Raw genomic sequence first — 12,912 nt, 5'->3', positions numbered from 1 at the left:
CCAGCTCAGCTGAGGGTAAGGAACATCTTCTCCAGGCGGGCGGCGTCCACGGTTTCACCGGTGGGGTCGGACGCGAAGCAGGCGCGCATGCCCGTGGCGATGACGGCATAGCCGGCCCGGTCGACGGCCTTGGAGACGGCGGCGATCTGGGTGACCGTCCTCTCGCAGTCCTGGCCGTCCTCGAGCATGCGGATGACGGCGTCGAGCTGACCGCGCGCCCGCTTGAGACGGGTGACGACCGGGCGCAGCTCATCGGGGTCGAGGTGGACCGCCATGCTCACACCTCCCCCGTCGCGCCCGGCTCCGGGCCGACCGTGCCGGCGCCGCGCACCGCCGACCAGGTGCGGTAGCCTCCGTCGAGGTTGCGCGCCTCACGGCGGTGCTGGAGGAGCAGGCGGGCGGCGATGTGACCGCGCAGGCCGACCTGGCAGGAGACGACGAGGGGACCGTCGGGAAGCGCGTCGAGGCGGCCGCGCAGCTGATCGACCGGGATGTTGATGGCCCCGGGGATGTGACCGCGCGCGTACTCGGCGGCGCTGCGCACGTCGACCAGACTCGCCCCGGCTGAGCGGGCGGCATCGAGTTCATGCCACTGGAGGGTCGGGGTCAGCCCGCTCAGAACGTTGTCGGCGACGAGGCCGAGCATGGCCACCGGATCCTTGGCGGCGCCGAAGGGCGGAGCGTAGGCGGTCTCCAGATCGGCCAGGTCGGGGGCCCGCAGTCCGCCGCGGATGGCGGTGGAGATCACGTCGATGCGCTTGTCGACGCCGGCGGGCCCCACGCCCTGGGCGCCGAGGATCCTCCCGGTGCCGGCCTCCGCCACGAGCTTGAGGCTCATGGTCCCGGCGCCCGGATAGTAGGCGGCGTGGTCGGCGGGATGGACGTGGACGCAGACGACGTCGAGGCCGGCGGCGCGGGCGCGCGTCTCGCTCCAGCCGGTCATGGCGGCCTGGAGGCCGAGGACGCCGACAATGGCGGTGCCGATGGCGGGCGCGGATGCGGCCCGCCGCCCCATGATCGAGTCGGCGATGACGCGGCCGTGGCGGTTGGCGGTCTGGGCCAGGGCGATGTGGGCCGGCGCCCCGTCGATGGCGCCGGTCTTGACGGCGGCATCGCCGGCCGCCCAGATCGCGGGATCGCTGGTGCGCTGGTCGGGGCCCACGACGATGCCGCCGCGCTCATCGACCTCCAATCCGGCGGCGCGGGCCAGGGCGGTGTCGGGGCGGACTCCGACAGCGGCGACGACGATATCGGCGGCCACGGCGGTCCCGTCGGTGAGGGCCGCCTCGCGCGGCCCCAGCTCGGCGATGGAGACGCCGGTGCGCACCCGGATGCCGGCCTCGCGCAGGCGGGCCGCCACGGGGGCGCCCATCTCGGGGTCGAGCGGGGGCAGCACGTGGTCGGCGAGCTCGACGAGGGTGACGTCCAGACCGCGGCGGTGAAGATTCTCGGCGGTCTCCACGCCGATGAAGCCGCCCCCCAGGACGACGGCGCTGCGAGCCGCGCCGCCGTCGGGCCCGGCAGTGGCGACGGCGCGGGCCAGGGCGTCGGCGTCGGCGACGTCGCGCAGTGTCAGGGCCCGCTCCATACCGGGGATCGGCGGGAGGAGGGGGCGGGCGCCCGGCGCCAGGACCAGGGCGTCGTAGGGCAGCTCCTCCTCGGTGACGGCGCCGTCGGGGCCGGTGGTGCGCACGCGGACGGTGCGGGCCGCGCGATCGATGGCGGTGGCCTCGGTGCGCACGCGCACGTCGAGGGCGAAGCGGGCGGCCAGCGAGGCGGGCGTCTGCAGGAGGAGGTCCTCGCGCCGGGCGATGACGCCGCCGACGTAGTAGGGCAGACCGCAATTGGCGAAGGAGACGTGCTCACCGCGCTCGACCACGGTGATGGCGGCGCTCTCGTCGAGGCGGCGCAGGCGGGTGGCGGCGCTCATGCCGGCGGCGACGCCCCCGACAATGACGATGCGGCGCGACGGCGCCTCGGACTCGGCGCGGGCGGCGGGAGCGGCAGAAGCAGCGGGAGCGGCGGAATCGGCGGAATCGGCGAGTCCCATGGCTCAGTGCTTCCCGAACAGGCGCGCCAGCAGGCCGCCGACGGAAACGGGGGCGGGAGCGTCGCGCTCGCAGGTGCACCACTGCCCCGCCGGCACACCCGCCTTCACCTGTGCGACGTGCTGGCCGCAGCCGGCCCACGTCGTCTTGCCGCACGTCTTGCAGGTCACGGGTCGACACATGGTATCTCTCCTCACATCTCATGTATACCCCCGGGGGTATCTTGTCTCGCTCAGCATATACCCCGGGGGGTATATGCGGTCAAGGCGGCGCGCTCGACCCGCCGCAGACCATGCGCCGGGCGGCGGGGACGTGGCATGATCGGGTCTGTCTCGTCACGATCGGCACATCCCGGCGCCGGCGCCGTCGACCCTTCGCGACGGACCGCACCTCCGCCCCCGATCTCGGAGTCCTCATGCCCCTCGACATCCTGCCGCTCGCCAGCGCCACGCAGACGTACTTCACTCCGTCGACATCGGCGGTGGGCGGAAATGTGTTCCTCACGGCGATCGTGGGCATCGCGCCCCTGATCGCCTTCTTCGTCCTCATGGGTGCCTTCAAGGTCGCCACGCACTGGTGCTCGATCATCGCGCTCGGACTGTCCATGGTGCTGGCGGTCGTGTGCTTCCACATGCCGGTGGGCATGACATTCCTGTCCGGGACGCAGGGCCTGGCCATGGGATTCGTCCCGATCATCTACATCGTCATCGCCGCCGTGTGGCTCTACAACCTCACCGAGGTCTCCGGGCGCTCGACGGATCTGCGGGCCGTGTTCAATGCGATCGGCAAGGGGGATATGCGCGCCCAGGCGCTGATCGTCTCCTTCTGCTTCTGCGGTCTGCTGGAGGGCCTGGCGGGCTTCGGGGCGCCGGTGGCGATCACCGCCGCCATGCTCGTGACCCTCGGCGTGGAGAAGATCAAGGCCGCGCTCATGACGATCGTCGGCAACGCCATCTACGTGGGCTTCGGCGCCATGGCCATCCCCGTGACCACCGCCGGGAACCTCGGCGGCGGGGAGGACCCCACGGTCATCGGGATCTTCATGACCCACTTCACCTGGGTCATCTGCGTGCTCATGCCCTTCCTCCTGCTGGGGATCCTCGACGGCATGCGCGCGGTGCGCCAGCTGTGGCCCCTGGCGCTGGTCGCCGGGCTGGCCACCGGAGGCGGCCACTTCATCGCGCCGTACGTGTCCTACGAGCTGACCAGTGTCATGGCGGCCCTCGTGGGTTTCGCCGCCTCCTACCTCTTCCTGCTGGTGTGGACGCCGTCGGCCACTCCCGAGGAGTTCCACTCGGAGACCAGCGACGACGACAAGCCGAGCACCGAGCGCATCGTCCTGGCCCTGCTGCCCTATGTGCTGGTCATCGTCATGATCGGCATCACCAAGCTGTGGAAGATCGGGATCGACCTGTCCAAGGTACTGGCCAGCACCGATATCAAGATCCCCTGGCCCGGCGTCCACGGCGAGCTGCTCACCAGCAGCGGCGAGCCCTCCAACAGCGCCGTGTACACCCTGCAGACCATGTCCAACCCGGGTACGTGGATCTTCATCACAGCTGCGATTGTGACGGTCGTCTACGCCCGGTGCTCGTCGGGCGGCCGGTTCCAGGTGAGCGCCGGGCGCATGCTGCGGGCGCTGCCGGAGACGATCTACACGCTGCGCATGTCGATCATCACGATCGCCTCCGTGATGGCGCTGGCGTATGTCATGAACTTCTCGGGCCAGACCAGCGCCGTGGGAGCCGCGCTGGCGACGACGGGAGCGGTCTTCGCCTTCCTGTCCCCGTCCCTGGGCTGGCTCGGCACGGCCGTGGCGGGCTCGGCGACGAGCGCCGGCGCCCTGTTCGCCAACCTGCAGGCCACCGCCGCGCAGACCGCGAACCTCGACCCGCGCATCCTCCTGGCGGCCAACACGATCGGCGGCGGCCTGGGCAAGATCGTCTCGCCGCAGAACCTCGCCGTCGTCACCACGGCGGTCCAGGCGCCCGGGAAGGACGCGGAGATCCTCAAGAAGGCCGCGCCGTTCTCCCTGGGTCTGCTCGTGCTGCTGGGGGCGCTGGTCTTCATCGCCGCGCAGGGATGGCTGGGCGGATACTTCCCGCCCAGGTGAGCCGCCCGGCACCCCCCTCCGTCGAGATCGGTCCGCTTCCGCGCCGAGATCGGTCGCACTCCGGCTCGAGATCGGTCCACTTCCGCGCCGAGATCGGTCGCATTCCGGCTCGAGATCGGTCCTTGGACCGCTCTCGGCGCGGAGTACAGGGGTGTCAGTGCGTCTGCGGCGGTGTTTGCGAGTACCTCACCGGGTGAGGGGAGGTCGCCGCTTGTTCTCTGCAGCCGAGCATCCGAGGCGGTGTTCGGTGGGTGTGGTTGTCGTCGGTGATGCACATGGGAGACCGGAGCCTCGACGGGGCGGTAACTGGTTTTTGTTGGAATGACGTGATTTTCCGGTGAGCGTGGTGTGTAGTGGTCGGGCTCCCATGTGCGGTGAGGGGGACTGCGCACATGGGAGCAAGGCCATGACCGCTACTGATAGTGCTTTTCCGCATGATTCCGCGGTTCCCACCGACGCCGAGTGCACGCGAGTGTGCAACATCGACCGCCCCGGCAGGCGCGGACATTGACGGAGCCGGCTCGGGATTGTCCAGCCCGACTCACCACACGACCTCCAGCCTCGAGAACCAGCCCACCGGGGGCCACCGCACCCGAAACACGCACCCTGTCTCAGATGCCCTGACACGCCACAAGCCGGAAGCGGACCGATCTCGATGCGGAGTACGACCGATCTCGAGCCGGAACTGGACCGATCTCGAGCCGGAAGCGGACCGATCTCGATGCGGAGTACGACCGATCTCGGCGCGGAGTACGACCGATCTCGACGCGGAGAGCGACCGATCTCGGCTGCGCTCAGGACCCCGCAGCGACCGTCGGAGGACCGACCGGCTGCGGAGCCGGCGGTGCGGGCAGGCGGCGCCTGCGCTCGGTGCGGGCCACGGCCGTGCGCAGCAGAGCCTCGAAGGGACCAGCGTGCCCACCGCGCTCAAGGACCGCGCACAGGACCACGGTGGCCAGCCAGACCACGACGGCGATCCCCGCGGAGGCGGCCTCCCCCACCACCAGGCGGGTTCCCAGCAGCCCCGGCACGATCACGAAGACCGTTCCGAACAGGATCGTCTGGCTCAGGTACCCCGTCATGGAACGACGTCCCAGGCTCGAGGCCAGCCCCCGCAGGCCGGTCAGCCGCCCGTCAGGCGTCGGCCCGCCCGCATACAGGCTCAGAAGCGCCAGCCAGCCGCACGCCCCGGCCAGGCCGAAGACCTCGTCAACGACCAGGTCCCAGACCATGAGCCTCCCACCGGCGATCCAGCGGGCCACGCCGACGGCGCTCGCGGCACCGATGACCAGCCCGCCGACGGCGACGGCGGCCAGTGGGCCCCGGTACTTGCGGGGGTCGGCCATGATATCGGTATCCGCCAGGCGGGCACCGATGAACATCGCCGGCACGATGGTGGAGGCCATGCCCAGAATGGTCACCGACTGGGCAGCCCACCGCTGGACGTTGAGGAGGAAGACGGAGAAGACGGACAGGCCCTCCGCATGCACCTGTTCCTGGGCGACGGCCTCCGCGTACGTCGTCCCCATCATGGCCGCGTTGCCCCCTGCGTTCAGCTGCGTCCAGATCAGGATCAGAGTGAGGAGGACGCAGACCGCCAGGGCCCGCTTACGGTGCTTTCGCGCCAGCCACCCCGCGAAGATCACGGCCGCCAGCCCGTACGTGCCAATAATGTCGCCGTAGAAGAAGATGCCGTGGACAAAACCGAACAGGATCATCCACAGGCCGCGACGTCTCACAAGGCGGCGAGCGTCAACAGTGGCCTGCTCGCGGGCCCATGTCTCCTCCGCAGGCGTCGGCTCACGCCCGGCTTCCGCTGCGCCCAGAGTCTGCAGGTAGGCCTTTGTACCGCTCGCAACACGTCGGTTGATCATGACGGTCAGCCCGAATCCGAAGAGCATGGCGAACAACGGGTATCCCCGGCTGGTGACCAGCAGGGTGCGGACCCAGATCCACACCGTGTCCACGGCCCCGCCAGCCCCGCCGGGCGAGCCGGACGAACCGCCCCGGGCCATCGCAGCCCACACGGACACATTGGCCAACGCAATGAGCAGGAGCATAAAACCGCGGGCCACGTCGGGGGCCGGGTAGCGCACACCCCGAGGAACAAAAGATGTTGTCAGATGCATGGAGGCACGCTACGAGTGAGGCCGCCGCCGAGACTTCCCCCGCACGGTCGGAGCCGTTCTCCCCCCTGGGGAGGAGAATTCCACCAGCACCGCGACCGCGGCGCTCACGACATCCCGTCATAAAACGCAGGCGGTGCTTGCGCAAACCGGCTCCCCCGGGAAGCCTCAATGACCACGCGCGCGTCCGGACCTCGCCGCCGAGCACGCCCGCTTTCCCCAGCGATACGGCCCTTTCACACCCGTCGTTCCACGAGCACCGAACCCGGGGCGCCAGCGCTCGATCCAGCGCGCCTACCGTGTCGCCTGAGCCAATGACGTCTACGAAAGGTCCTTTCCGTGCGCATCGCACTCTTCGCGACCTGCATCGGAGACTCGATGTTCCCGCAGGCGCCGCAGGCGACCGTCACCATCCTGGAGAGACTCGGGCACGAGGTCGTCTTCCCGGAGAACCAGGTCTGCTGCGGCCAGATGCACGCCAACACCGGGTACTTCGCGCAAGCCGCCTCCCTCATCCGCAACCATGTCAGGACCTTCGAGCCGGTGCTCGACGGCGAGTGGGACGCCGTCGTCGTGCCCTCCGGATCCTGCGCCGGGGCGACCCGCCACGAGCAGGCTCTCGTGGCCGAGCACGTGGACGACGCCGCGCTGGCGCGCCGTTCCAAGGAGGTGGCGGCCAAGACCTACGAGCTCTCCGAACTGCTCATCGACGTCCTGGGGGTGACCGACGTCGGCGCCTCATTCCCGCATCGGGTCACCTATCACCCGACCTGCCACTCCTTGCGCGTCGCCAAGGTCGGCGACCGCCCCTACCGGCTCCTGAAGGCCGTCGACGGCATCGACCTGACTCCTCTACCCGATGCGGAGGTGTGCTGCGGCTTCGGCGGCACCTTCTCCATGAAGAACCATGAGACCTCCACGGCCATGCTCGCCGACAAGGTCTCCCACGTCATGTCCACCCGGGCCGAGGTGCTGTGCATGGGCGACTACTCCTGCCTCATGCACGTCGGCGGCGGCCTGTCGCGCCTGAACTCGGGGGTGCGGATCATGCACCTGGCGGAGATCCTCGCCTCGACCAAGGACCGGCCCTTCAACGGCAACGTGTCCTTCGCCCCCGCTGCGAGGGACGTGAAGAAGGAGGCGGCGCTCCGATGAGTCTGACCTTCCTGGGCATGCCGGCGGGTCCGGGCCGCGCGAGCACGCCGACGACGCCGGGCGCCACGGCCGACTCAGCCAGCTCGGCCGGCTCAGTCGGCTCAGTCGGCTCAGTCGGCTCGGCCGACTCAGCCCACACCGGCGGGTGGCGCACCACCGTCGAGATCCCCGACAACACCCTGCGGTGGGGCGAGTCCTTCCCGGCCGCGGCCCACCAGACCCTTCAGAACACCCAGTTGCGCCGCAACCTGGGGCATGCCACGCGCACCATCCGGAACAAGCGCGCCGTGCGTGTGGAGGAGATGCCGGACTGGGAGGAGCTGCGTCAGGCGGCCAGCGCCGTCAAGAACGAGGTCATGAGTCACCTGCCCGAGCTCCTGGAGCGCTTCGAGGCCAATGTGACGGCGCGCGGCGGCATCGTCCACTGGGCGCGCGACGCCGCCGAGGCCAACCGGATCGCGACCTCGATCATCAGGGCCAAGGGCGTCGACGACGTCGTCAAGATCAAGTCGATGGCGACCCAGGAGACCAACCTCAACGAGCACCTGCGGGCCGCGGGCATCACCGCCCACGAGACCGACCTGGCCGAGATGATCGTCCAGCTCGCCGACGACATGCCCTCCCACATCGTCGTCCCGGCCATCCACCGCAACCGCTCCGAGGTGCGCGGCATCTTCCTGGATCGCATGGGCGACGCCCCCGCGGACCTGTCCGACGACCCGGTCGAGCTGGCCGGGGCCGCCCGCGCCCACCTGCGCAAGAAGTTCCTCCACGCCTCGGTGGCCGTCTCGGGCACCAACATGGGCGTAGCCGAGACCGGCACCGTCTCGGTCTTCGAGTCCGAGGGCAACGGCCGCATGTGCCTGACCCTGCCCGACACGCTCATCACCCTCATGGGCATCGAGAAGCTCGTCCCCCGCTTCCAGGACATCGAGATCTTCTCCCAGCTGCTGCCGCGCAGCGCCACCGGGGAGCGCATGAACCCCTACACCTCCATGTGGACGGGGGTGACGCCGGGCGACGGCCCGCAGGAGTTCCACCTCATCCTCATGGACAACGGGCGCACCAAGACGCTGGCCGACCCGATCGGCCGCGAGGCCCTGCACTGCATCCGCTGCGGGGCCTGCATGAACATCTGCCCGGTCTACCAGCACGTGGGCGGGCACGCCTACGGCTCGGTCTACCCCGGCCCCATCGGCGCGATCATCACGCCCCAGCTGACCCAGGGGCTCGCCGACGACGACCCGGTGCACACGCTGCCCTTCGCCTCCTCGCTGTGCGGGGCCTGCGGCGAGGCCTGCCCGGTGGACATCGACATCCCGACGATCCTCATCCACCTGCGGGCCCGCACCGTGGACGTCAAGCGCAAGGTGCTCCCGGACATGTGGGACGTGGCGATGAGCGCGACCCAGCCGGCCATGAGCAGCGGACGGCTGTGGGGCCTGGCCGAGAAGGCCGTCAAGGCGACCCGGCTCGTGGGCCGCGACGGCAGGATCGGCGCCCTGCCCTTCCCGGCCTCCATGTGGACCGGGGCGCGCGACCTGCCCGAGGCGCCGGCGGAGAACTTCCGCGAGTGGTGGGCGCGCACCCACCCGACGGCACCCCACTCAGGGCCGGCCCACTCAGGCCCGGCCCGCCCAAGCCGCGAGGAGGAGCGCTGATGGACGCGCGCACTGCGATTCTGACTCGGGCCCGTGACGCGATCGCCCGCTCCCAGCGCGGCCCGGCGCGCCCCGTCCCGCGCGACTACATCCGCGTCGGCGAGCACGCCCCGGGCTCGGGGCCGGTTGTGGCGGACATGGTCGACAAGCTCGAGGACTACGACGCCGTGGTGCGCACCGAGCCCGACGACGCCGGGGTCGCCGAGGCGATCGACGCCCTGCTGGGCGAGGCGCGGGTCGTCGTCGTGCCGGCGGGGCTGCCCGAGGCGTACAAGCGTGCCGCCGGCCGCGGGCGCGAGGTTCTCGAGGACTCCCCCGACCAGCCGATCGCGACCCTCGACCTGGATCACGTGGACGCCGTGGTCACCTGCTCGCGCCTGGGCATCTCCATCTCGGGCACCATCGTGCTCGACGGCGAGCCCGACCAGGGCCGCCGGGCGATCACCCTGGTGCCGGACAAGCACGTGTGCGTCCTGGAGCGGGAGTCGATCGTGCCCACCGTGCCGCAGGCGGTGGACGTGCTCGGCGAGCACCCCGCCCGCCCCATGACGTGGATCGCGGGCCCGAGCGCGACGGCGGACATCGAGCTCGTGCGCGTTCAGGGAGTCCACGGACCGCGCCGGCTCGGCGTCGTCATCGCCCACTGAGCGGACTGGGGCAGGGCTGCCGTCCATGCTGTCCACGGCGGCGGTTCAGAACGGTTCAAAACCGCCATCGCGGCATCAATGGGGAGAAGAATCCGCATGATTCCGCGACTCCTGAGCCTACGCTGAAGCCGAGCTGAGGCTCTAAACCGCCGCGGTGGACGGGAGGACCGGCTATCCTCGAAAGGCAAGACGACGGCAGGAGGACGGTCATGACGGCGCGCACGCGGCGCATATCCGCCGTCCTCGCATGCGCCGTCCTCCTGACCGGATGCTCGTCGCTGTTAGGCGACAGAACACCCCATGACGACCGCTTCGCCGAGTTCACCCAAGTCCTGGCGGACGAGAACAAGAACCTGGAGATCCAGACCGACGCCGAACGGCTCACGCGGCGCCTGCCCGGCCTTCACGCGAGCGAAGCGCACTTCGTCGCCCAGAGTCGGGTGCGCAGTCAACGCGAGCTCCTCCCCGAGCCGGATCGCCCCTACTGGATTCACGCCGTAGCCGTCGTCGAGCCCAGCGCCGCCCAGGCCCTCGACGACGCCTCCGCCGGCGAGGCCAAGCCCCTTCCCGGCATCTACCCCTACCTCCACCAGTACGTCCCCAAGGACTGCACCTTCAACACCGTCGCCCGTGAGGACGCCGACAAACTCCTCGACGTCGAGCACGCGGAATTCGAGGCCACTAATCACTGGATCAACACCGATGAGGTCGCCGTCTCCGCGCAGTGCAACCTCGTCATCCTCATGGCCACGGTCTCCCACAGCTGACGTTCACGAGCCGCCCGGCGCCCGCAATCCGCACTATCGATATCCGCGATACCCGCGATACCCGCCGAGAGAAGCTGGAGACCCGCCATGACCGCCACCCCCAACCGCAGCGACCTCGCCCCCTCCTACGACCGCCCGGCGATCACGACCGGAATCGTCCACATCGGCGTCGGCGGATTCCACCGCGCCCACCAGGCCATGTACGTCGACCGCCTCATGCGGGACGGCTCGGCACCCGGCGGCCCGCATGAGACCCGCCTGGACTGGGGCATCTGCGGGGTCGGGCTCCTGCCGGGCGACACCCGCATGCGCGACGCACTCGCCTCCCAGGACCACACCTACACCCTGACCCTCAAATACCCCGACGGCCGCCACGAGTCCACCGTCATCGGCTCGATCCACGACTTCCTCTTCGCCCCCGACGACCCCGAGGCCGTCCTGAGCCTCATGGCCGCACCCACCACGCGGATCGTCTCCCTGACGGTGACCGAGGGCGGATACAACATCGACGACGCCACCGGCGCCTTCCGCACCGAGACCCCGAGCGCCGTCCATGACGCCGCCCACCCGCACGCGCCCACCACCGCCTTCGGCTACATCGTGGAGGCGCTGCGCCGACGCCGCGAGGCCGGTACCGCCCCCTTCACGGTCATGAGCTGCGACAACCTGCCCGGCAACGGCAAGATCGCGCGCACCGCCGTCGTCTCCCAGGCCGCCATGAGCGACCCGGAGCTGGCGATCTGGATCGACGAGCACGTCGCCTTCCCCAACTGCATGGTGGACCGGATCACCCCGCAGACCACGCCGGAGGACATCGCCGATCTCCGCTCCAGGCTGGGCATCCAGGACGCCTGGCCGGTGGTGTGCGAGCCCTTCACCCAGTGGGTGCTCGAGGACGACTTCCCCGCCGGCCGGCCGGCCTTCGAGAGGGTCGGGGTGCAGATGGTCGAGGACGTCGTGCCCTACGAGCTGATGAAACTGCGCCTGCTCAACGCCTCCCACCAGGGCCTGGGGCACTGGGGGCGCCTGCTCGGCATGGCCTACGGGCACGAGGCCGCCGGGGACCCCGACGTCGCCGCCTGGGTGCGGGCCTTCCTGGAGCGCGAGGCGCTGCCCCGGCTCCGGCCGGTGCCCGGCATCGACCTGGCGGCCTACGTGGACACGCTCTTCGAGCGCTTCACCAACGCCGCCATCGCCGACACCCTGCTGCGCCTGGCGCAGTTCGGCCCCAGCGGCATGCCCAAGTTCGTCCTGCCCACCGTGCGCGACAACCTCGCCGCGGGCGGGCCGATCCGCCTGGGTGCCGCCATGTGCGCCGCCTGGTCGCTGGGGGCCGCGGGCACCGATGAGAACGGCGACCCGATCCCGGTGGCCGACGACCTGCGGCCCCTGGCCGAGCGGCAGGAGGCCGGCGAGGAGACCGCCTTCATCGCCAACGAGGAGATCTTCGGGGACCTGGCGCGCGACGAGCGCTTCGCCGCCACCTACCTCGAGGAGCTGGCGGCGCTGCGCTCCCAGGGGGCGCGGGCGCGCCTGCGGGCGCTCGCGGCCGAGGGCTGATGGAGAGCTGACGGAGGGCTGTCCACGGCGGCGGTTTAGAGCGGTTCAAACCGTCATCGCGACATCAATGGGGAGAAGAATCCGCATGATTCCGGGACCTCTGAGTCTACGCTGAGGCCATGACGAGACTCTATACCGCCGCCGTGGACAGGTCACGGATCGCCGTCCCCTACCGGCAGGCGCGCGCGGTCTGGGACGCGCACTCCATCACCGTCTACCAGGCCTACGGTCCCGCCATCGCCGAGCCCGCCGTCGCGGCCGGCCGCTTCGTTGCGCCTTTCAGCCGCAGCCGGATGACGTGGGTCAAACCGTCCTTCCTGTGGATGATGTACCGCAGCGGCTGGGCGACCAAACCGGGCCAGGAGCGCGTCCTCGCCGTCACCATGTCGAGGTCCGGCTTCGAGGAGGCCCTGAGCCTCTCGTGCCTGAGCCACATGGACCCTGCAGTCCACAACGACCGCGAGCAGTGGGCCGCCCTCAAGGCGAGCAGTCCTGTCCGCGTCCAGTGGGACCCCGAGCGCAGCGCCTCGCTGAACCCGCTGCCGTACCACTCTCTGCAGGTCGGTATCGGCCCGGGCGCCGTTGATGACTACGTCGACCACTGGGTCCTCGCCCTGCGGGACATCACCGACGAGGTCGCGCGCCTGCGCGCCTTGCCCAGGGTGACCGCAGCGGATCTTCCTCCGGAGCGCCCGTACCCGCTGCCCGACGCTCTGGTGGCACGGATCGGCGCCGCCCCCGCACCACCAGCAGGGGCGCCGTGACTCCCGGGGCGGGCGACCCCTCACTCACGCGGGCCGGCCTACGCCCGCGCGGGCGAACGTCAACGTACCTT

Annotated in this window: 11 protein-coding genes; 7 read left to right on the top strand and 4 right to left on the bottom strand. The window is 70.4% G+C overall.

The features are described 5' to 3' along the window. Positions 1-5: 5 nt before the first annotated feature. The 3 genes from W5W_RS0105205 to W5W_RS16345 are packed head-to-tail and all read right to left on the bottom strand — an operon-like array spanning position 6 to position 2,218. Positions 6-275 (bottom strand): metal-sensitive transcriptional regulator, encoded by a 270-nt coding sequence (locus tag W5W_RS0105205; protein ID WP_034498334.1) that lies wholly within the window; start codon positions 273-275, stop codon positions 6-8. 2 nt (positions 276-277) lie between these two features. Continuing rightward, positions 278-2,050: an FAD-dependent oxidoreductase gene (locus tag W5W_RS0105200; RefSeq protein ID WP_017194624.1), complete on the bottom strand. Its 1,773-nt coding sequence runs from the start codon at positions 2,048-2,050 to the stop codon at positions 278-280. 3 nt (positions 2,051-2,053) lie between these two features. Beyond that, positions 2,054-2,218 carry a hypothetical protein gene (locus W5W_RS16345; RefSeq protein WP_017194623.1) on the bottom strand — a complete coding sequence of 55 codons (165 nt, stop codon included), beginning with the start codon at positions 2,216-2,218 and terminating at the stop codon, positions 2,054-2,056. 245 nt (positions 2,219-2,463) lie between these two features. On the opposite strand from W5W_RS16345, the gene W5W_RS0105190 reads away from it, so the two are divergent. After that, positions 2,464-4,161, top strand: coding sequence for an L-lactate permease (locus W5W_RS0105190; protein ID WP_050980374.1), 1,698 nt, complete (start codon positions 2,464-2,466; stop codon positions 4,159-4,161). A gap of 794 nt (positions 4,162-4,955) precedes the next feature. Here the strand turns inward: W5W_RS0105190 and W5W_RS0105185 are convergent. Continuing rightward, a complete protein-coding gene (locus W5W_RS0105185) occupies positions 4,956-6,290 on the bottom strand; it encodes a DUF418 domain-containing protein (RefSeq protein WP_029574093.1) in 1,335 nt (444 codons plus the stop codon). 336 nt (positions 6,291-6,626) lie between these two features. Between W5W_RS0105185 and W5W_RS0105180 the strand changes: the two genes are divergently transcribed. The 6 genes from W5W_RS0105180 (at position 6,627) to W5W_RS0105155 (ending at position 12,841) form a co-directional block, all read left to right on the top strand. Further along, complete coding sequence (locus W5W_RS0105180; RefSeq protein WP_008732498.1) at positions 6,627-7,442, top strand: (Fe-S)-binding protein; 816 nt, start codon at positions 6,627-6,629, stop codon at positions 7,440-7,442. Next, positions 7,439-9,103, top strand: a complete 1,665-nt coding sequence (locus tag W5W_RS0105175; RefSeq protein WP_008732499.1) for a LutB/LldF family L-lactate oxidation iron-sulfur protein — start codon at positions 7,439-7,441, stop codon at positions 9,101-9,103. Before W5W_RS0105180 ends, W5W_RS0105175 begins: the two co-directional genes overlap by 4 nt. Next, positions 9,103-9,750, top strand: coding sequence for a LutC/YkgG family protein (locus W5W_RS0105170; protein ID WP_008732503.1), 648 nt, complete (start codon positions 9,103-9,105; stop codon positions 9,748-9,750). The genes W5W_RS0105175 and W5W_RS0105170 overlap by 1 nt, the downstream gene beginning before the upstream one ends. Positions 9,751-9,959: 209 nt before the next feature. Further along, positions 9,960-10,517: a hypothetical protein gene (locus W5W_RS16810; RefSeq protein WP_008732508.1), complete on the top strand. Its 558-nt coding sequence runs from the start codon at positions 9,960-9,962 to the stop codon at positions 10,515-10,517. Between the two features lie 87 nt (positions 10,518-10,604). Then, entirely contained in the window at positions 10,605-12,077 is a 1,473-nt protein-coding gene (locus tag W5W_RS0105160; RefSeq protein ID WP_017194620.1) for a mannitol dehydrogenase family protein, read from the top strand. Positions 12,078-12,196: 119 nt separating this feature from the next. Further along, positions 12,197-12,841, top strand: coding sequence for a DUF4291 domain-containing protein (locus W5W_RS0105155; RefSeq protein WP_017194619.1), 645 nt, complete (start codon positions 12,197-12,199; stop codon positions 12,839-12,841). Positions 12,842-12,912: the final 71 nt, after the last annotated feature.

It is taken from the genome of Actinomyces massiliensis 4401292, from assembly GCF_000269805.1.
In the GTDB taxonomy this organism is placed as follows: Bacteria; Actinomycetota; Actinomycetes; order Actinomycetales; family Actinomycetaceae; genus Actinomyces; species Actinomyces massiliensis.
This window is presented reverse-complemented; position numbering and strand designations above follow the sequence as displayed.

Coding starts and splice junctions, on each gene's coding strand:
- W5W_RS0105205 (WP_034498334.1), bottom strand. CDS start 275: ATGGCGGTCCACCTCGACCCCGATGAGCTGCGCCCGGTCGTCACCCGT.
- W5W_RS0105200 (WP_017194624.1), bottom strand. CDS start 2,050: ATGGGACTCGCCGATTCCGCCGATTCCGCCGCTCCCGCTGCTTCTGCC.
- W5W_RS0105190 (WP_050980374.1), top strand. CDS start 2,464: ATGCCCCTCGACATCCTGCCGCTCGCCAGCGCCACGCAGACGTACTTC.
- W5W_RS0105185 (WP_029574093.1), bottom strand. CDS start 6,290: ATGCATCTGACAACATCTTTTGTTCCTCGGGGTGTGCGCTACCCGGCC.
- W5W_RS0105175 (WP_008732499.1), top strand. CDS start 7,439: ATGAGTCTGACCTTCCTGGGCATGCCGGCGGGTCCGGGCCGCGCGAGC.
- W5W_RS0105170 (WP_008732503.1), top strand. CDS start 9,103: ATGGACGCGCGCACTGCGATTCTGACTCGGGCCCGTGACGCGATCGCC.
- W5W_RS16810 (WP_008732508.1), top strand. CDS start 9,960: ATGACGGCGCGCACGCGGCGCATATCCGCCGTCCTCGCATGCGCCGTC.
- W5W_RS0105160 (WP_017194620.1), top strand. CDS start 10,605: ATGACCGCCACCCCCAACCGCAGCGACCTCGCCCCCTCCTACGACCGC.
- W5W_RS0105155 (WP_017194619.1), top strand. CDS start 12,197: ATGACGAGACTCTATACCGCCGCCGTGGACAGGTCACGGATCGCCGTC.